Raw genomic sequence first — 18,720 nt, 5'->3', positions numbered from 1 at the left:
GTATCGCAGGGGCGTCAGTACTGGGCCTGGAGGTGCTGCCAGAAGCCGTCGCGCAGCGCGCGGCGCAGCATGGCGTGGCCCCGCAGGGAGCGGCCGAGCAGCCGCTCCGCCTCGATCAGCAGGTCCTGGTCGACGGCGCCCGGCAGATAGGGGTGTCCCGGCAGCAGCTCGGCGAGCGCCTCGCGGCCCCGCTCGACCAGCCAGGTCGCGGCGATCTGCGCGCCGATGAAGCGCACCTCGTCGCGGCTCGGCGGCGGCTCGGCGTCGTGCTCCCAGGTGGTGACGGGCCTGCGGGTGACGAACGGCTTGCAGAAGTCGAGGTCGAAGGTGCGCTGGCTGTCGACCTCCCACAGCAGCGGCTCTGCCTGGTTGCGGCCGTCCGCGGCCTCGATGCCCCACAGGTGCACGCGCGCGCCGTAGCCCTGCGCGGCCTCCACGGCGGAGACGAGGTCCTCGTCGCCGCCGACGAGCGCGGCGTCGCTGATGGCGCGGTGGCGGGCGAGCGACTCCAGGTCCGAGCGGATCAGCGAGTCGACGCCCTTCTGCTGGTTGTTGGCGTTGAGGTTGCCGAGGCGGACCTTGACGTCGGGCAGCTCCGCGATGGCCTGCTGCTCGGGCGTGTGGATGCGGCGCCGCGCGCCGTCGTACCAGTACACGCGGAGCAGCCTGCTGTCCGCGAAGATCACCCGCGCCTTGTCGATGAACGCCTCGATGAGGCCCTCGGCGTCGAGGTCGAAGGAGCGCCGGTCCTCGGTGCCCGCGACCAGCAACCCGGCCGAAGCGTAGACGTAACCGGCGTCGACGAAGATGGCATGGGTGGAGGGCGTCTTCGCGACCTCGGCGAGCATGCGGGTCAGCAGCTCGTTGGTGCGCGTGAGGTGCCGGTCGAGGTCGGCGGCGAAGGCGCCGTCCGGCACGGGGTCCGGCCCTTCGGGGGCGTGCTCCGGGGCGGTCTGTGCCGCCGGCTCGCGTGGCTCGCTCATACCCGGCTCATTCTCCGTGGGGGTCGCGGGCCGCACCGTACCCGCCAGTAGTTAGCAATTCGAAGTTTTTCGTTAGCGTAGGGAATGTTTGCACAGCGCAAGCCGTTGATCCCGGTGTATCGATCGACACTTTCGCTGTCATCAACAGTTCTCCAGCAGGAGGATCAGACGAAGGGAGAAGCCTGTGCGCTTCGAGATCACGCGACTCGACGACGTCAACGGCACCGCCGTGGACAGCACCGTCGTTGACGCAGCCTCCGTCAACCGGATCGTGCAGCAGGCCGCGGAAATGGGCCAGCGCATCTACATCCGGCCGGCCGAGACGCCGGCTTCATAACTACTCTCCGCCGACCCCCGCACCCGGCATGATCCAAAAGAATTGTTCTCACGGAATCATACGGTTCGGGATGTGACACGCGACCGCGCCCTCCACCACCCGGAGGGCGCGGTTTCGCATGAGGGGATTGTGTGCGGACACAGCGCTTTTCCGCGGAGAGCCGGCCTCATCCGCCCCGCACGACCTGGGTGACGCCGTTGATGATCTGCTGCACGGCGATCGCGGAGAGCATCATGCCGGCGAGCCTCGTCACGAGCACGACGCCGCCGTCTTTGATGACCCGGATGATCAGCAGCGAGTACCGCAGCACCAGCCAGAGCACCACGTGCATGGCCCCGATCGCCGCCCACACGGAGACCTGCGCCGCCGGGGTGTGCGCGTGCTGGACGGCGAGGATCACCGAGACGATCGCGCCGGGCCCGGCGAGCAGCGGCATGCCGAGGGGCACGAGCGCCGCGTTGACGTCCTTGGTCTGCTTGGGCTCCTCGCTCTTGCCGGTGAGCAGGTCGAGCGCGATCAGGAGCAGCAGCAGCCCGCCGGAGATCATCAGGGCGGGCACGGTGATGTGCAGGTAGTCGAGGATCTGCCGGCCGAGCACACCGAACACGGCGATGACGCAGAACGCGACGACGACCGCCTGCCAGGCCATGGAGCGCTGCGTCTTGGCGGCGCGGCCCGAGGTCAGGGCCAGGAAGATCGGGGTGATCCCCGGCGGGTCCATGATCACGAACAGGGTCAGGAAGAGGGAGCCGAACACGGCGAAGTCGAACATGGCGGGCCTTGCGTAGGGGTGGATCGGGGACGTGGGACACGCGCGTGCGGGCCCCGGGCCGCGTGGGCGGCCTGCGGGACCTGGGCGGTGGTGTGGTGCGTGCGGGCGCGCGGCTGCCCGGACGCGGTGGGAGCCCGGCGGGGCCGGGGCGGCACCGGGCCACCGTCCTGGCGCGCGGGGGGAAGCGGGCGGGCGGGGCGCTAGGCGGTGACGGGACCGCCCGCGCCGGGGACGGGGAAGGCGCCGGTGGCACGCCGCACGATCTCCGCGTAGACCTCGGGGTCCGTGGTGTGGGCGCCGAGCGCGATGTCCTTGCGACTGCCGTGGTAGTCGCTCGACCCCGTGACGAGCAGGCCGAGGTCGGCGGCGAGGCCGCGCAGCCGCTGCCGTGCGGGCGCGTCGTGGTCGGCGTGGTCGACCTCGATGCCGTCGAGCCCCGCCTCGGCGAGCCGCGCGACGGTCTCGACCGGCACGGTCCTGCCCCGCTTCGCGGCCGCGGGGTGCGCGAAGACGGCGACGCCGCCCGCCCCGTGGACCAGGCGCACCGCCTCGAAGGGGTCGGTCTCGTGCTTCTGCGCGTACGCGCGCCCGCCGTCGGCGAGCCAGTCCTCGGTGAAGGCGTCGGAGACGGTGGGCACGACGCCGAGCTCGACCAGCGCAGAGGCGACATGGGGCCGGCCCACCGAGGCGTCGCCCGCAATCCTCGCGACCTGCTCCCAGGTGACGGGGACGCCGAGCTCCTGGAGCTTGCGGACCATCGTCCTGGCACGCGGCACGCGGTCGTCGCGCACCAGCTCGCGCTCGGCGAGCAGCGCGGGCTCCTCGGGGTCGAAGAGGTAGGCGAGCAGGTGCATGCTGACGCCGTCGACGCGGCAGGACAGCTCGGCACCGGTCACCAGCGTGAGCCCGGCGGGCAGCGCCGCAAGCGCCTCCGCATGCCCGCGGGTGGTGTCGTGGTCGGTGAGCGCGACGACGTCGAGGCCGCGGGCCGCGGCGTTGCGCACCAGCTCGGCGGGGGTGTCGGTGCCGTCGGACGCCGAGGAGTGGGTGTGCAGGTCGATACGCACGGACGGGCTCCTGGGTCTGCGGTACGGCGGGGGGACGGCGGCGACCCGTCCAGCCTAACGGCCCGCCCGCCGCCCCCGCGCCGCGCTCCCCCGGCGCGCGGGACCCTCCGGTCGGCCGCGGGCCGGGCGCGGGCCCCGGCCGCTGCCCCCGGGCGCGGGGCCCCTCAGGACAGCAGCCGGGGCGAGAGCGCGCCGCAGGGGAGCAGATCGACCTCGGCGCCCGCGTCGCGCAGGTCGGTGAGGACGATCTCGTCGTACATCAGCAGGCCCGACCCCTGCGGCCACAGCACGGCCCACAACCACAGGCCGAGGGCCTCGCCCGCGAAGACGGCCCGGTCCTCGGGCGTGCCCGACACCAGCCACAGGGGGGTGGGGCGGCCAGCGGCGAGCAGCTTCGTGCGCGGGGGCTCGTCCATCCGCAGGCGCGGGCCCGGGTCGGGGCCTGCGACCCCGGCGTACCGGGCGCCGAGCCCGACGCCCGGCTCCTCGGCGACGAGCAGCAGCTCACCGACGCCGCCGAGCGGCCCGGGGCCCGAGCAGGCGACGGCGGTGGCGCGGCCGCCGCTGCGGTCGTCGCCCGCGTACGACACGCCGGTGAACAGCCAGCCGACCGGCAGCGGCCAGGGCATCCAGACGGGGACCCGCGCCCGGTCGACCACGACGGCGAGCGCCTCGACCCCCGGGGGGAGCACGGGTTGCAGCGGGTGCACCGTGCCGTGTGCGTCGCAGTGCCAGGAGTCGGCGAAGAGGCCGGGCGCCCTGACGCGTCCACCGCACCTCGGGCAGCTGGGTTCGCCCCTCATGTCCGCCAACAGTCCTCTCCGGCCGACGCCGCGTCAAGGCGATCACGGGACTGCGGGGAGGCTCGGGAGCCCTCAGTCAAGGGGTACGGCCCCGCGCAGTGGGTCACGCAGGTCCGTGCCGTGCGACAGCCAGCGCTCCTGGAGCTCCTGTGCGCCTCTGGCGCGCTTGAAGGCCGCCTCGTTGGGGGTCATCGGCAGCAGCGGCAGGAACCGCACCGGGTCCCTGCGCTCCGTGGGCCCTGCCGGGTCGGGGAGACCCGGAATCCCCCGGGCCTCGGGCTCTTCCGGGGACTCCGGCAGTTCCAGGTCTCCGACGAGGCCGCCGCCCTCGGCGACCAGTACGGAGGTGAACGGCGCGCCCGGCCACAGCGGCCCGCCCACGTCGAGCGACGCGCCCGGCGCCACCACGACGCCCTCGACCTGCGGCGACGCGCCGAGCACCGCGAGCGGCCGCAGCACCTCGTCGGTGCGCGCGAGCCCGGCGCGCACCGAGAGCAGCAGCTCGGCGCGCGGGCCGCGCACCGGGTCCACGACCGCCGAGGAGGCGTCGCCCATGGGCGCGGCCGACATGCCGAGCGTCGCGTAGCGGACGAGGCCGCCCGCCGCGTCGACGAAGCGGAGCACTTCGATCCGGTCGGCGCCGAGGAAGGTGACGGCGGCACGCGCGTCCGGTTCGCCGAGCGCGGCGCGCAGGTGGGCCTCGACCAGCGGGAGAATTTCTGCCACCCGGCGAGCATAGATCGCGTAAGGAAGGGGCATCACGCAAGATTGGGCCGGTGCCAGCTGTTAGGCTGAGGCGCCGGTCGGGGCAGCAGGCAGAAGCCTGGCTCTCCAGCCCCGACACGCCCACGGCATCCCCCGCAGGGGGACCGACATCCCCCACGGGGGACCGACCGGAGGAGGTGGGGCTGCGGTGGATCGAAGTCACCCGGCCAGTACCAGCCGCTCTCCGTACGGCTTCACAGCGTTGTGAGCTGAGCCTCGCCCCTTTGACCGGGCACCGCGCGAACCGCGTACCGCGGACCGTGCCGCGGACACCCCGGCCAATCGCTCCCTGGCTTTCCGTCCGGCGGATGAGCACACGTCATCCCAGCTTGTGTTTTTCACCTGTCGGTAGCGCACACCGTCCTCGCGACCCCCGGTGCCGCCCGCTTTGCGGACGTAGGAGTTCCGTCGGAGCCACGTCCCCATTCCTGGCTGCGCCACGTCTCGCCTGACGGTCTCTGTCGTGAAGGAGCCTGCCATGTCGATGATCCGTGACCTGCGTGCGGCCGTCCGCCCGTCGTTCCGCAAGAACGCCCGCGGCTACCGCCCGTACGACTCCGCGTACGACCCGGGCCGCGACACCTCGGCCTCCACCGCCGTCGTGGACTGCGGCGTCTACCGCGACGGCCGCCGGGTGCCCTCGGAGACCTGCCGCACCCCGCACGAGGCGATGCTCACGGTGCGCACCGAGGGCGGCTTCGCCTGGATCGGCCTCTACGAGCCCACCGAGGAGGAGTTCGCCGGCATCGCCGCCGAGTTCGGCCTCCACCCGCTGGCCGTCGAGGACGCCGTCCACGCCCACCAGCGGCCCAAGCTCGAACCGTACGACGACACCCTCTTCACGGTCTTCAAGACCATCCACTACGTCGACCACGACAGGCTGACCGAGAACAGCGAGGTCGTGGAGACCGGCGAGGTGATGTGCTTCACCGGCCGGGACTTCGTCATCACGGTCCGGCACGGCGCGAAGGGCTCGCTGCGCAACCTCAGGCACCGCCTTGAGGACGACCCCGAGCACCTGGCGCACGGCCCCTCCGCCGTGCTGCACGCCATCGCCGACCATGTCGTCGACGGCTACCTCGCGGTCGCCGACTCGGTGCAGGACGACATCGACGAGGTCGAGATCGACGTCTTCTCCGAGCCCGCGAAGGGCCAGAAGGGCGGCCAGGACGCCCAGCGCATCTACCAGCTCAAGCGCGAGGTGCTGGAGTTCAAGCGGGCGGTCGCGCCGCTGCTGCGCCCGATGCAGATGCTGAGCGAGCGGCCGATGCGGCTGGTCGAGCCGGCGATCCAGAAGTACTTCCGCGACGTGGCGGACCACCTGGTCCGCGTGCACGAGCAGGTCGTCGGCTTCGACGAGCTGCTCAACTCCATCCTCCAGGCCAACCTCGCCCAGGCGACCGTCGCGCAGAACGAGGACATGCGCAAGATCACCTCCTGGGCGGCGATCATCGCCGTGCCGACGGCGGTCTGCGGTGTCTACGGCATGAACTTCCAGTACATGCCCGAGCTGCACTGGAAGTACGGCTATCCGCTGGTGCTCGGCGCGATCGTGGCGATCTGCCTGGCCATCCACCGGACGCTGAAGAAGAACGGCTGGCTGTAGGGGCCCGCGGGCCCGCCGCGTAGGCTGCCCGCCATGACGGAGTACGCACAGTCCCCCGCGCTGCGCGCCCTGGTCGACGAGGCCACCAAAAAGTCGGGCCTCGTGTGGGTGCGGGGCACCGGGCGGGCCCGCCCGCTGTGGCACGTGTGGCTGGACGGCGCCGCCTGGGTGGTCGGCGGCGGGCCGGGCGAGCAGCCGCTGCCCGAGGGGCTCGCCACGGGGGCGCGGGCCGAGGTGACCGTGCCGAGCAAGGACAAGCGCGGCCGGCTGCTGTCCTGGACCGCGCAGGTCGCGGAGTGCGCGCCCGGCTCCGCCGAGTGGGAGAGCGCGGTCGGCGAGCTCAGGGGCAAGCGGCTGAACGCGCCGGACGCGGAGAGCGTGCCGGAGCGCTGGGCGCGCGAGTGCCGCGTCCTGCGGCTGACGCCGTGCGCCGCCACGACGGAGCTGCCCGACGCGTCGGCGGCGGCACGCCCCGCGCCGAGCCCGGCGACGACCAGGGGCCCGCTGCCCCCGGCGCTCGGGCGGCGGCGCCGCAAGGGCTGACGCGCCGGGGCGTAGGCGCCGCCGTCAGGTGCGGGGGATCGCGCTGCCGTAGTCGACCGTCTCGTCCTTGGCCGGGGCCTTCAGCGGGAAGTCCTTGCCCCAGTCGTCGAGGGTCAACGTGCCGGCGCCGCCCGCCCGTTCGAGGCGCACGGGGTAGGGGGCCCCGTGCAGGGAGACATCGAGGCGGCCGCCCTTGGCGTCCTCGCCGCCGGTGATCTCGACGGTCTGCACGCCGTGCACGGTCGGCCGCTCGCCCTTGACGGGCTCGCCGTCGAGCGTGATCAGGCCGTCGAGGAGCGCGCCGAGGTCGGTGAAGCCCCGCAGCTGCCGGTACGCGGGGTCGCCCGAGGGGACCTTGACGTACTTGCCGCCGAGCTTGCCCGCGACGTCAGCACTCGAACCGGACGATCCGGAGGACCCTGAGGCGCCCGCCGAGGCTCCGGGGCCCGGGCCCGCGGCCTGGCCCCAGAAGTCCTCGGAGCCCTTCAGGAACAGCGCGTCACCCACCCGCAGCAGCGCGAACGTGGTGGAGCGCGCCGTGACGGACCCCTGGCCTCCGTCCTTCTTCAGCCGCATGTCGAGCCGGTAGGTCTGCCCCTGGGTGACCAGCGCGCCGGTGACCCGTACCGCCGTGGCCGCGCCCACCGCCGTGCGCGCCTTCTGCTCGATCGCGCCCGCTTCGAGTCTGCCCACGCCGTTGGTCCCCTCGTCCGGGTCCGCGCAGCCGGACAGCGCCACCGCGAGGCCGGCGCAGAGCGCGACGGCGGCGGTGGCACGGCCGCGCGGACGGCCTGAGGGGAACGGGGAGGCCGGGGAAGGGGGCAGGGACACGCAGAAACCTCTCGTTCGGGACGGGCGCGTACCGGTGGCTGCGCGGGGTCGCGTGCGGGCCGAGGCGGGTCCGCGCACACGACAGGGGCCGCGGCAGACCGCAGCGTACCCGCGTCCGCCTCAGCACGCGGGCCGCCGTGGGGCTAGCCTGATCACGTCCGGAGCGATGTGATCGAGGAGGCGCACGACATGGCGGGAGGCGCCCCGGTGATCTTCGTGTCCCACCTGTCGGGTGTGCCCGTGTTCGACCCCCAGGGCGACCCGGTGGGACGGCTGCGCGACCTGGTCGCGATGCTCCGGGTCGGCAACAGGCCGCCCCGCCTCGTGGGACTGGTCGTCGAGGTGGCGAGCAGGCGCCGGATCTTCCTGCCGATGACGCGGGTCACCGACATCGCCTCGGGGCAGATCATCACGACGGGCGTGCTGAACGTGCGCAGGTTCGAGCAGCGGGCCACGGAGCGCCTGGTCTTCGGCGAGCTGCTCGACCGGCGGGTGCGGCTGGTGGAGGACGGCTCCGAGGTGACCGTCCTCGACGTGGCGGTGCAGCAGCTGCCCGCGCGCCGCGAGTTCGAGGTGGCGAAGGTCTTCGTGCGGCGGGGCGGGCGCTCAGGGGCGCTGCGGCGCCGCAAGGACGCCTTCACGGTCGACTGGTCGGACGTGACGGGCTTCTCGCTGGAGGAGGAGGGGCAGGGTGCGGAGAACCTCGTCGCGACGTTCGAGACCCTCCGCCCGGTCGAACTCGCCAACGTGCTGCACAACCTGACGGCGAAGCGGCGCGCCGAGGTCGCGGCCGCGCTCGACGACGACCGGCTCGCGGACGTGCTGGAGGAGCTGCCGGACGACGACCAGGTGGAGATCCTCGGGAAGCTGAAGGACGAGCGGGCCGCCGACGTGCTGGAGGCGATGGACCCGGACGACGCGGCCGACCTGCTCTCCGAGCTGCCCGAGGACGACAAGGAGCGGCTGCTCGAACTGATGCAGCCGCACGACGCCGCGGACGTGCGCCGGCTCATGTCGTACGAGGAGCGCACCGCGGGCGGTCTGATGACGACGGAGCCGATCGTGCTGCGGCCCGACGCGACGGTCGCGGACGCGCTCGCCCGGGTGCGGGTGCGGGACCTGTCGCCCGCGCTGGCCGCACAGGTCTACGTGTGCCGGCCGCCCGAGGACACGCCCACGGGCAAATACCTGGGCACGGTGCACTTCCAGCGGCTGCTGCGCGAGCCGCCGTTCACGATGGTCGGCGCGGTGGTCGACAGCGACCTGCCGCCGCTGTCGCCCGGCACCCCGCTGCCCGCGGTGACCAGCCACCTCGCCGCGTACAACATGGTGTCGGCCGCTGTGGTGGACGCGAGCGGGGCGCTGCTCGGCGCGGTGACCGTGGACGACGTGCTGGACCACCTGCTGCCCGACGACTGGCGGGAGACCGGCTTCCACGGCATCGGCATGGAGGAGGTACGGGCCCGTGACGAGTGACCAGCGCCGCGACGGCTCGGGCGCGGGACCGCGCCCGCACGGGGCGACGGCGGTGCGCCGCGACGGCGGCGCGGACGGCCGCGGGCGGCGGCGCGCCGACGTGCGCGCCGGCGGCCGCTTCGAGGACGGCAGGCGCTCGCGCGAGCGGCTCGACCAGCCGCGCGAGCAGCGGCGCAGGCTGGTGCCCGAGTGGGACCCCGAGGCGTTCGGGCGGCTGTCGGAGCGGGTGGCGCGGTTCCTCGGCACGGGCCGGTTCATCGTCTGGATGACGATGATCATCATCATCTGGGTGGTGTGGAACGTGGCGGCGCCGAGGGGCCTGCGCTTCGACGAGTACCCGTTCATCTTCCTGACCCTCGCGCTGTCGCTCCAGGCGTCGTACGCGGCGCCGCTGATCCTGCTGGCGCAGAACAGGCAGGACGACCGCGACCGGGTCACCCGGGAGCGCGAGCGCAAGCAGAACGAGCGGTCCATCGCGGACACGGAGTACCTGACGCGGGAGATCGCGGCCCTGCGGATGGGGCTCGGCGAGGTCGCCACCCGCGACTGGATCAGGTCGGAGCTCGAAGACCTGGTACGGGACCTCGACCAGCGCGACGGGCGCGGCGACGGCCGCCGCGCGGGCGACGAGCGCGGCGGCCAGGCCGGGGCCGCGCGCGACGGCGCGGGGCGCGACGGCTGAGGCCCCCCGCGCGGGGTCCCGCGGGCCGGGCGTGACACCGGTCTCCCGGGGGCTCGGCGCTTGCCGCGCGTGCCGCGCGGCGCCGTACCATCTGGTTTATGGCTACCGACACGTACGCAACCACCGTCCCCGCGGAAGACGCGGTGCGCGAGGCGCTCTCGACGGTGAACGACCCCGAGATCCACCGGCCGATCACGGAGCTCGGCATGGTCAAATCGGTGGAGATCGCGGACGACGGCGCGGTGGCCGTGACGGTGTACCTGACGGTCTCGGGCTGCCCGCTGCGCGACACCATCACCCGCAATGTCACCGAGGCGGTCTCCCGGGTCGCGGGCGTGACGTCCGTGTCCGTGGCGCTCGACGTGATGAGCGACGAGCAGCGGCGCGAGCTCGCGTCCTCGCTGCGCGGCGGCCAGACCGAGCGCGAGGTGCCGTTCGCCCAGCCGGGCTCGCTGACCCGGGTGTACGCGGTGGCCTCGGGCAAGGGCGGCGTCGGCAAGTCGTCGGTGACGGTGAACCTGGCGGCCGCGATGGCGGCAGACGGCCTCAAGGTCGGCGTCGTCGACGCGGACATCTACGGGCACAGCGTGCCGCGGATGCTCGGCGCCGACGGGCGCCCCACCCAGGTCGAGAACATGATCATGCCGCCGTCGGCGAACGGCGTGAAGGTCATCTCGATCGGGATGTTCACGCCGGGCAACGCGCCGGTGGTGTGGCGCGGCCCGATGCTGCACCGGGCGCTCCAGCAGTTCCTCGCCGACGTGTACTGGGGCGACCTGGACGTGCTGCTGCTCGACCTGCCGCCCGGCACGGGCGACATCGCGATCTCCGTGGCGCAGCTCGTGCCGAACGCGGAGATCCTCGTGGTGACGACGCCTCAGCAGGCCGCCGCGGAGGTCGCCGAGCGGGCGGGCTCCATCGCGGTGCAGACCCACCAGAAGATCGTGGGCGTCGTGGAGAACATGTCGGGTCTGCCGTGCCCGCACTGCGGCGAGATGCTCGACGTGTTCGGCACGGGCGGCGGCAAGCTCGTCGCCGAGGGCCTGACCCGCACGACGGGCGCCGAGGTGCCGGTGCTCGGCGCGATCCCGATCGACGTGCGGCTGCGGGAGGGCGGCGACGAGGGCCGCCCCGTGGTCCTGACCGACCCGGAGTCGCCCGCGGGTGTCGCGCTGCGCGGGGTCGCCGAGCGCCTCGGCGAACGCAAGCGCGGCCTCTCCGGGCTGTCGCTCGGGATCACGCCGCGCAACAAGTTCTGACGTCCTGGCGCGCCGCCCCGCGGCGGCCCGGCGCTCCGGGCCGCCCTGCGGGGCCGCCTCCCGGCGGGCTCCGGTGTCAGCCCTCGTACGCCCTGAGGTCCTCGATCCTGGCGAAGCCGAGGCCGTACGCGCTCATCCCCCGCCCGTACGCCCCCAGGTGGACGCCGTCCGCGGAGCCCGCGAGCACCCAGCCGTACGCGGACTCGCGGTAGCGGAAGGGAGTGGGGACGCCGTCCACGGGCAGCGAGAGCGTCGACCACTCGGAGCTCTCCAGGTCGTCCGCGAGGTCGAACGCGGTCTCCGTCTGCTGGTTCAGCCAGTCGTCGCGCAGGGTGTGGTCGAGCTGCCCCGGCCAGGTGCAGGACAGCAGCCCCGAGCCGGCGAGCCACGCCGCCGACGACGCCGTGGTGGCGTCGAGCCGGCCCGTGCCGTCGCCGCTGGTCCGCGCGGGGTTCGCCGCGACGGTGATGACCACGACGAAGCGCTGCTTGTCCTCGCCGTCCTCCGCGCCCTCGGCGACCACCGCGGCCTCCGGCCTGATCTGCGGCTCGGAGCCGTGGCGCACGGCGCCGTGCTGGACCGTGCCGTCGGCCGCCGCGACCGCCTGCAGCAGGCTGCGCGGCCCCGTGTACGCGGCGTCGAGCCCGTACCAGGGGAAGGTGGCCCGCAGAAAGCCGTCGACGGGTCTCGACGGTTCGAGCGGGCTCTGTTTGCCGGGCTTCTCGGCCCGGTCGGACGCCTCGTCGGTCGCCGCCTGACTGGTCGTCTCCATCGGTCCGGCCGCCTCCTCGATCTGCACGGGGTCCGGGGACTCACACCTGCCGGACAGATGGAGGATAGCCATCCCACCGCCGGGGGGCGGGACAGGCGGTGCTCAGGTGGCGTCCGCGTCGAACGGCGGGTGGTCGTCGCCCTTCGTGTCGGGACGCTTTTTGAGCAGGTCGGGGGTGGTGGAGGCGGCGCCGGAGCCGTTGGCGGACGCGAGCGGCGCCGCGGCTGCCGTGTCGCGGCCGTGCACGGAGTCCGCGACCTCGGCCATCTCCTTCTTGAGGTCGGTCACCTCGCCGAAGTCCTTCTTCAGGTCGGCGACGTCGGCGATCTCCTTGCGCAGGTCGAGGCTGCCGCGGATCTCCTTGAAGTCGTCGTTCTCCAGGAGCTGCTTGCGGACGAACGTCTTCGGGTTGAGGTCCTCGAAGTCGAAGTCCTTGAACTCGGGCCCGAGCTCGTTCCTGATGTCCTGCTTCGCGTTGTCGGAGAACTCGCGGACCTTGCGGATGAACCGGGCGGTGTCCTGGATGACCTTCGGCAGCTTCTCGGGACCGAAGACGATCACGGCGAGGACCACGAGGGCGAGGATCTCCAGGGGACCGATGTCGTTGAACACCTAGCAGCTCCTTGTGCGCTCCGTGCCGGTGGGACGGTCTGAGGTCCGTCCTGGTCCGCGGTCGGGTCAAGGTCCGGGCCGTTACACGGTACCCGCACCCCTGTCGCCGCGGTACCTCCCCCGGCGCCTCACGTCCCTCCGGCGGAGCCGAGCGTCAGCGCGGCCGTACGCCCGGTACCGCCGCGGCGAACGGTGAGTGTCAGGCGGTCGCCGGGACGGTGCGCGCGGATCCGCACGATCAGCTCCTCGCCGCTGTGCACCGGATCGCCGTCCACCGCGGTGATGACGTCGCCGGCCCTGATCCCGGCCCTGTCGGCGGGGCCGCCCGCGGTCACGGCGGGCCCGCCGTCCGCCGCCTTCGCCGCGACCCTGGCGCCGTCGCCCGGGTAGCCGGTGTCGAGGGTGACGCCTATCACGGGGTGGGTGGCCCTGCCGGTGTCGATGAGTTCCTCGGCGACCCGTTTGGCCTGGTTGACCGGGATCGCGAAGCCGAGGCCGATGGATCCCGCCTGCCCGCCGTCGTCCGTGGTGCCGCTGCCGGCCGCGCGTATCGCGCTGTTGATGCCGATGACGCGGGCGTGCGCGTCCACGAGCGGCCCGCCGGAGTTGCCCGGGTTGATCGGGGCGTCGGTCTGGAGCGCGTCCACATAGCTGACGTCGCTTCCCGTGCCGTCGTCGCCGCCCGCCGTGATGGGCCGGTCCTTGGCGCTGATGATGCCGGAGGTGACGGTGTTCGACAGGTCGAAGGGCGCGCCGATCGCCACGACGGGGTCGCCCACCCGGACGTTGTCCGAGTTGCCGAGCGGCAGCGGCGCGAGCCCGGAGACGCCCGTCACCTGCACGACGGCGAGGTCGTATCCGCCGTCCTTGCCGACGACCTTCGCCCGGGCGGTCCGCCCGCTGCTGAACGTGACCGATATCTCGCCGCCGCCGCCCGCGAGGGCGACGACGTGGTTGTTCGTCAGGATGTGGCCCCGGCGGTCGAGGACGAAGCCGGTGCCGGTGCCCGCCTCGTCGGCGCCGCGCACATGGAGCGTGACGACGCCGGGCAGGGTGCTCGCCGCTATGCCGGCGACGCTGTCGGGCGCGCGGCCCGCCTCGCTCCTCGCCTCCTGCGGCAGGGTGGTGGGCCCGAGCGCGCCGCGCTGTGCGAGATACGCGCCGACGCCTCCCCCGACCACGCCGGTGACCAGCGCGAACACCAGGGCGGCGACGAGGCCGCCGCGGCGGCGCGACCGCTCGGGGTACGCGGCGTGGGCGTCGGTGTACCCGTCCGCTCCGTACGGGTCGTCGCCCGGCGCGGCCCAGGGGTCGAGCCGCTGCCAGGCGGCGCCGCCCTGCGCGGCGGCCGACCAGGGGTCGGCCGCGGGCCGCCCGCCGGGCGGGCAGGGGGCGAGGCCCGGTCCTGGGGCCGCCGTCCCGTGCGGCGGCGCGTCCGCGAACGGGCCGTACGCGGCCGGGGCGTCCTGCCACGATCCGGCGGGCGCCGCGGGGTGGCGGACCTGGGGCGCGGGCGCCCAGGGCCCGGGGTCGCCGTAGGGCGGTGTGTCGTACGGATCCGGCTCGTGCAGCGGGGCCTCCGCGGGGGCCCCGGACATCGCGGGTGCGGGTATCGCGTCCGCGGCGGGCTCCGGTCGGACCGGGGGGCCGGGTATCGCGTCGTCCGCGGCGGGCTCCGGTCGGACCGCGGGTGCGGGTATCGCGTCGTCCGCGGCGGGCTCCGGTCGGACCGCGGGGCCGGGTATCGCGTCCGCCTCGGCGCCCGGCACGGCCGCGGGGGTGGGGCGGGACGGGGTGCGGGCGCCGGGCGACGCGGGGCGCGGGGTGGCGGGACGGCTCCACCACGACCCTCCGGGCCTGGTGGTCTGCCCGCCGTCCGCGCCGTCCCCGCCGTTCATGTATGCCCCGCATCCCCGTACGCGCCGGTACGCGCCCCCTGCGGGCGCCCAGGCTGAGGATTCAACCAGGTTCCGGGGCGTCCTCGGTCAGCGCGTCCCGGACAACGGGCCCGGGCCCGCGAGGAGTTCCGGACGAGCGGCGGCGCCGCGCACCTGGTCCGTCGCGGGCAGGCTCGGGGCGGCGGGGCCGCTGTTGACCGCGGACGCGGGGAGGGCGGGCACGCCGGCCCCGGCGGCAGGGAAGGGCGAGGAGGCGGACGACGGCGCCATGAACGCCCGGAGCGTCAGCGCGGACGGCGCGTGCGCCGCCAGGGCCGAGAACGCGGAGCCCGCCGATCCCCCGGCGAGCCAGGAGCCCGCCGACTGCCCGGACGTCCCGGGAATCCCCGATGTACCGGAAGCACCCGGCATCGCGGGCATACGGGCTGTCCCGATCATGCCTCGGGCCGTCGACAGCCCGGAACGCCCCGGGAGCGCGGACAGCCCCGGCACCGCGGGGAGGTTGCGCGCCTGGAGCGTGCCCGGCGCGGCCACGGTCCTCGCGGGCGTCCCCGACTGCGGCAGCAGGCCGCCGCCCGAGGCGCCGTTCCTGCGGCCGGTCTCCGCGGTCGCCGAGGTGCCCACCGCGCGCAGCGGTACGACGTTGTTCCTGGCGGGGGCGGACGTGGACGAGCCGAGGGGCAGTGTGCCGCCGAGCGCCACGGCGGCCAGCGAGACCGCGCCCGCCGCGGCGAAGGCGAAGCGCCTGCCGCGCCGCGCCGAGCGCTCCTGCTGCCCGGCCCGGTGGACGGGGAACACCGAGGCGCCGTGCGCACCGGCGAACGCGAAGGCGTCCATCGTGTCGGCGAGCGGGCCCCGCGGGTCCTGCGCGTCGAACACCCCGTGCCCGAAGGGCTCACGGCCCGGCGCGCCCGGCCCGCCGTCGGCGTCGTCCGGCGGCTGCGGCCTGCCCGCGGGCAGGCTCTGCAGCCGGGCGAGGAACCCGGCGGAGGGAGGCGGCGGCGCCACCTCGGCGAAGACATTCTTCAGCCGGCGCTGGCAGTCGGCGTCGGCCTTGCAGCGGGCGCACGTCGCGAGGTGCGCGAGGACGCGCTCGCGCTCGTCGTGGTCCAGCTCGCCGTCCACCAGGGCGGCGAGCCGGTCCCCCAGGTGGTGTTCCGAGGGGGTCTGGCTCGCACTCACGCCGTCCCGCCCTCCCCGGCCACACTGACACCGGCGACGCCCACGAACGGGCGCTGCTCGGCGCGTGCCTCGGGGGAACGGTGCTTGAGGGCCTTGCGCAGGTGGGAGCGGCCGCGGTGGATCCTGCTGCGGACCGTGCCGAGCTTCACGCCGAGCGTGGCGGCGATCTCCTCGTACGACAGGCCCTCGATGTCGCAGAGCACGACCGCGGCGCGGAACTCCGGTGCGAGCGTGTCGAGCGCCTGCTGCACGTCCGCGTCGAAGTGGGTGTCGTGGAACGCCTGCTGCGGGGAGGGCTCGCGGCTCGCGAGGCGCTCGGCCGCGTCGTCGCCGAGTGCGTCGAAGCGGATGCGCTGCTTGCGGCGGACCATGTCGAGGAAGAGGTTGGTGGTGATGCGGTGCAGCCAGCCCTCGAAGGTGCCTGGCGTGTACGTCGACAGCGAGCGGAAGACGCGGACGAAGACCTCCTGGGTGAGGTCCTCGGCGTCGTGCTGGTTGCCCGTGAGGCGGTAGGCCAGGCGGTAGACGCGTCCGCTGTGCGTGCTGACGATCTCCTCCCAGGTGGGAGGCGTCCACGCCGGCGACTCCGCATCCGATGCGAAGGTCGCGGTGACCGCGGAGTCGGTGGAGCGGGAACGGTCAGCAGTGTCGGTCACGGATTTCGGCTCACCTGCCGGCCCGAGGAGGCGCCTGAGCGCTCCCCGAAGGTCCGCAGTCGCGGCCGCACCTCCCCTGTCAGCTCTGGTGGTCTCCAGTAGAGCCCCTACCATAGCCACCTCGCCCGTTAGCTCCGGATAAGAATCTTTACGCGAATTTGGGAGCGGCCCCGATCGGGGCCCTCCGACGTCACGCGCGGCGGCCGTTCCCTCCGCTTCGCGCTTACTCCCCCTTAACGTCCGGTCCCATCAGCGGGTTCCCGGGCCCAGCGGCTACAGTCACGGTTGCGCCGACACCGGGGGACAAGGAGAGGGTCATTACCGCCAACCGGCAGACGAGCTGGGCGTTCGCCGACGCCTTTGTCGCCGAGGACGAGGCACTTCGCTGGGCCCGCGAGCGGGCCAGGGAGAGTGGACTCCGCCCGGTGTCACCAGGCACCGGCGCGGCGCTGCGCCTGCTCGCCGCCACGGCGGACGCGAAGGCCGTCGCCGAGATCGGCACCGGCACCGGCGTCTCCGGCATCCACCTGCTGCGGGGCATGCGCCCCGACGGCGTGCTGACCACCGTGGACGCCGACCCCGAGTGCCAGCAGTTCGCCCGGCAGGCGTTCAGGGCCGCGGGCTTCACCGGAAACCGGGCCCGCTTCATCCCCGGGCACGCGCTCGACGTGCTGCCGCGCCTCGCGGACGGCGGCTACGACATCGTCTTCTGCGACGGCGACCGGCTGGAGAGCCTCGACTACCTGGACGAATCGTTGCGCCTGCTGCGTCCCGGCGGGCTCGTCTGCTTCGAGGGGGCCTTCGCGGGCGGCCGTACGGTCGACTCGGGCGTGCAGCCCACCGAGGTGCTCAGGCTGCGGGAGCTGCTGCGGGCCGTGCGGGAGAGCGACGAGCTGGTCTCCTCGCTGCTCCCGGTGGGCGACGGGCTGCTGTGCGCGGTGCGCAGGGGGCCCCAGGCCGCGTGAGGGGAACCCGCGGCCGGAGGGCGGGCAGCACACTGCCCCGGCACGGACGGTGGTCGTCCGTACCGGGGCAGCGGCGGTGACTTCGGGGTCTTCGGGTCCTTCGGGGTCTTCAGGGTGATCAGCGCCTGAAGGACCCGAACGGCCTCCTCGTCCTTCCTGGGGTCTCCCCGGGGAACCTCCCGCCGGCCGCCCGCGGGCAAGGGCCTCCGGACGGAGGGGCGTCGAGCCTCCCGCTCAGCCGACGACCTTCTTCAGCGCGTCGCCGAGGGCGTCCGCCTCGTCCGGCGTGAGCTCGACCACGAGCCGACCGCCGCCTTCGAGCGGAACGCGCATGACGATGCCCCGCCCCTCCTTGGTCACCTCGAGCGGGCCGTCACCCGTCCGCGGCTTCATGGCCGCCATGCTCGTTCCCCTTCCTGAAACCAGCTCGTCGCAGCCGGCGGCCCCATGGCAGGCGCTGTGTCACCGGCATCGAACACAATGCTTCCTGCGCATTATCCCGCATCCCACGACCCGATGACCAACATCGGACGGCATCGCTTGCGCAACGCGCTCACGCAAACCCGCCCAATTCGGCGATCCGCCTGCGATACTGCGCCGCCCTCGCCCGCCGCGGCGCCCCGGGCGTCCGTCATGCTGGTGCGCGCACCTGTGAAGACGAGCCCGAAGGGACCCGAACCATGGCGGACACCGTGCTGTACGAGGTGGGCGACGCCCTCGCCACGATCACCCTCAACCGGCCGGAGGCGATGAACGCGCTCGACGTCGCGACGAAGGTGGCGCTGCGCGAGGCCCTGCGGGAGGCCGCGGACGACACCGCCGTGCGGGCCGTGCTGCTGACCGCGGCGGGCGACCGCGCCTTCTGCGTGGGCCAGGACCTCAAGGAGCACACCGCGCTGCTCGCCGAGAACCGGGCCAAGGGGACCACCGACACGATGAGCACGGTGCGCGAGCACTACAACCCGATCGCGCACACCCTGACGACCATGCGCAAGCCCGTGGTGGCGGGCGTGAACGGGGTCGCCGCCGGTGCGGGCCTGGGCTTCGCGCTCGCCGCCGACTACCGGGTGGTGGCGGACACCGCCAGCTTCAACACGTCCTTCGCCGGGGTCGCGCTCAGCGCCGACTCCGGCCTCTCCTGGACGCTGCCGCGCGTCATCGGCAGGGGCCGCGCCGCCGAGCTGCTGCTGTTCCCGCGCACCCTGAAAGCCGACGAGGCGTACGCGCTCGGCCTGGTGCACCGGGTCGTGCCGGCCGCCGACCTGGCGCGCGAGGCCGCGGCGGTGGCCCGGACGCTGGCCACGGGCCCGACCGTGGCGTACGCGGGGATCAAGGAGGCGCTCGCCTTCGGCAGCGACCACTCGCTCGACGAGACGCTGGCCAAGGAGGACGAGCTCCAGACGCGGGCCGGCTCGTCCGAGGACCACGCCATCGCCGTGGACGCCTTCCTGGCGAAGCGCAGGCCGCAGTACCTGGGCCGCTGAGGCGCGAGTGGCCGCCGGGCGCCCGGG

Annotated in this window: 19 protein-coding genes and 1 pseudogene; 8 read left to right on the top strand and 12 right to left on the bottom strand. The window is 73.9% G+C overall.

Features of this window, described 5'->3' with window-relative positions:
- Nucleotides 1-14: 14 nt before the first annotated feature.
- Nucleotides 15-848, bottom strand: a complete 834-nt coding sequence (locus AB0910_RS10265) for an NYN domain-containing protein (RefSeq protein WP_366744116.1) — start codon at nt 846-848, stop codon at nt 15-17.
- A 319-nt stretch (nt 849-1,167) separates the two neighbouring features.
- Between AB0910_RS10265 and AB0910_RS10260 the strand changes: the two genes are divergently transcribed.
- Nucleotides 1,168-1,320, top strand: coding sequence for a hypothetical protein (locus AB0910_RS10260; protein ID WP_345649814.1), 153 nt, complete (start codon nt 1,168-1,170; stop codon nt 1,318-1,320).
- A gap of 166 nt (nt 1,321-1,486) precedes the next feature.
- Here AB0910_RS10260 and AB0910_RS10255 read toward each other — a convergent pair whose 3' ends face one another.
- The 4 genes from AB0910_RS10255 to AB0910_RS10240 form a co-directional block, all read right to left on the bottom strand.
- A complete protein-coding gene (locus AB0910_RS10255; RefSeq protein WP_366744088.1) occupies nt 1,487-2,092 on the bottom strand; it encodes a MarC family protein in 606 nt (201 codons plus the stop codon).
- Between the two features lie 200 nt (nt 2,093-2,292).
- Nucleotides 2,293-3,159: a PHP domain-containing protein gene (locus tag AB0910_RS10250; protein WP_366744087.1), complete on the bottom strand. Its 867-nt coding sequence runs from the start codon at nt 3,157-3,159 to the stop codon at nt 2,293-2,295.
- A 164-nt stretch (nt 3,160-3,323) separates the two neighbouring features.
- A complete protein-coding gene (locus tag AB0910_RS10245) occupies nt 3,324-3,962 on the bottom strand; it encodes a DUF6758 family protein (RefSeq protein ID WP_366744086.1) in 639 nt (212 codons plus the stop codon).
- Nucleotides 3,963-4,034: 72 nt separating this feature from the next.
- Nucleotides 4,035-4,688, bottom strand: a complete 654-nt coding sequence (locus tag AB0910_RS10240; RefSeq protein ID WP_366744085.1) for a suppressor of fused domain protein — start codon at nt 4,686-4,688, stop codon at nt 4,035-4,037.
- Nucleotides 4,689-5,205: 517 nt separating this feature from the next.
- Between AB0910_RS10240 and AB0910_RS10235 the strand changes: the two genes are divergently transcribed.
- Nucleotides 5,206-6,333 carry a magnesium and cobalt transport protein CorA gene (locus tag AB0910_RS10235; RefSeq protein ID WP_366744084.1) on the top strand — a complete coding sequence of 376 codons (1,128 nt, stop codon included), beginning with the start codon at nt 5,206-5,208 and terminating at the stop codon, nt 6,331-6,333.
- Nucleotides 6,334-6,366: 33 nt separating this feature from the next.
- The gene (locus AB0910_RS10230; RefSeq protein ID WP_366744083.1) at nt 6,367-6,876 is read left to right on the top strand and encodes a hypothetical protein; all 510 of its coding nucleotides are present in this window, start codon (nt 6,367-6,369) and stop codon (nt 6,874-6,876) included.
- Between the two features lie 24 nt (nt 6,877-6,900).
- On the opposite strand, the gene AB0910_RS10225 is transcribed toward AB0910_RS10230, so the two are convergent.
- On the bottom strand, nt 6,901-7,701 hold the full coding sequence (locus AB0910_RS10225; RefSeq protein WP_366744115.1) for a hypothetical protein: 801 nt from the start codon (nt 7,699-7,701) through the stop codon (nt 6,901-6,903).
- A 195-nt stretch (nt 7,702-7,896) separates the two neighbouring features.
- On the opposite strand from AB0910_RS10225, the gene AB0910_RS10220 reads away from it, so the two are divergent.
- From AB0910_RS10220 to AB0910_RS10210, 3 genes are all read left to right on the top strand, one after another.
- A complete protein-coding gene (locus tag AB0910_RS10220; protein WP_366744082.1) occupies nt 7,897-9,183 on the top strand; it encodes a CBS domain-containing protein in 1,287 nt (428 codons plus the stop codon).
- A gap of 100 nt (nt 9,184-9,283) precedes the next feature.
- Nucleotides 9,284-9,865 (top strand): DUF1003 domain-containing protein, encoded by a 582-nt coding sequence (locus AB0910_RS10215; RefSeq protein WP_366744114.1) that lies wholly within the window; start codon nt 9,284-9,286, stop codon nt 9,863-9,865.
- Nucleotides 9,866-9,963: 98 nt separating this feature from the next.
- The gene (locus AB0910_RS10210; protein ID WP_366744081.1) at nt 9,964-11,124 is read left to right on the top strand and encodes an Mrp/NBP35 family ATP-binding protein; all 1,161 of its coding nucleotides are present in this window, start codon (nt 9,964-9,966) and stop codon (nt 11,122-11,124) included.
- Nucleotides 11,125-11,200: 76 nt separating this feature from the next.
- On the opposite strand, the gene AB0910_RS10205 is transcribed toward AB0910_RS10210, so the two are convergent.
- The 5 genes from AB0910_RS10205 to sigE all read right to left on the bottom strand — a co-directional run bounded on the left by AB0910_RS10205 (nt 11,201) and on the right by sigE (nt 16,358).
- A complete protein-coding gene (locus AB0910_RS10205; RefSeq protein WP_366744080.1) occupies nt 11,201-11,896 on the bottom strand; it encodes a hypothetical protein in 696 nt (231 codons plus the stop codon).
- 102 nt (nt 11,897-11,998) lie between these two features.
- Complete coding sequence (locus tag AB0910_RS10200; RefSeq protein WP_366744079.1) at nt 11,999-12,508, bottom strand: sec-independent translocase; 510 nt, start codon at nt 12,506-12,508, stop codon at nt 11,999-12,001.
- A gap of 128 nt (nt 12,509-12,636) precedes the next feature.
- Nucleotides 12,637-14,406 (bottom strand): trypsin-like peptidase domain-containing protein, encoded by a 1,770-nt coding sequence (locus AB0910_RS10195; protein WP_366744078.1) that lies wholly within the window; start codon nt 14,404-14,406, stop codon nt 12,637-12,639.
- Nucleotides 14,407-14,493: 87 nt separating this feature from the next.
- A complete protein-coding gene (locus AB0910_RS10190) occupies nt 14,494-15,588 on the bottom strand; it encodes a zf-HC2 domain-containing protein (protein WP_366744077.1) in 1,095 nt (364 codons plus the stop codon).
- Nucleotides 15,585-16,358, bottom strand: a complete 774-nt coding sequence (gene sigE / locus AB0910_RS10185) for an RNA polymerase sigma factor SigE (protein WP_366744076.1) — start codon at nt 16,356-16,358, stop codon at nt 15,585-15,587. The genes AB0910_RS10190 and sigE overlap by 4 nt, the downstream gene beginning before the upstream one ends.
- 185 nt (nt 16,359-16,543) lie before the next feature.
- Between sigE and AB0910_RS10180 the strand changes: the two are divergent.
- Nucleotides 16,544-17,209 (top strand): annotated as a pseudogene (locus tag AB0910_RS10180) (O-methyltransferase); the annotation flags it as partial.
- Between the two features lie 234 nt (nt 17,210-17,443).
- Here AB0910_RS10180 and AB0910_RS10175 read toward each other — a convergent pair.
- On the bottom strand, nt 17,444-17,611 hold the full coding sequence (locus AB0910_RS10175; protein ID WP_003966491.1) for a DUF3117 domain-containing protein: 168 nt from the start codon (nt 17,609-17,611) through the stop codon (nt 17,444-17,446).
- 278 nt (nt 17,612-17,889) lie between these two features.
- On the opposite strand from AB0910_RS10175, the gene AB0910_RS10170 reads away from it, so the two are divergent.
- A complete protein-coding gene (locus AB0910_RS10170; protein WP_366744075.1) occupies nt 17,890-18,693 on the top strand; it encodes an enoyl-CoA hydratase-related protein in 804 nt (267 codons plus the stop codon).
- Nucleotides 18,694-18,720: the final 27 nt, after the last annotated feature.

Origin of the sequence: Streptomyces sp. NPDC047002 (assembly GCF_040704505.1) — a bacterium.
GTDB lineage: Bacteria > Actinomycetota > Actinomycetes > Streptomycetales > Streptomycetaceae > Streptomyces.
Note: the sequence above shows the minus strand (reverse complement) of the source record. Positions and strands in the feature narration are given on the sequence as shown.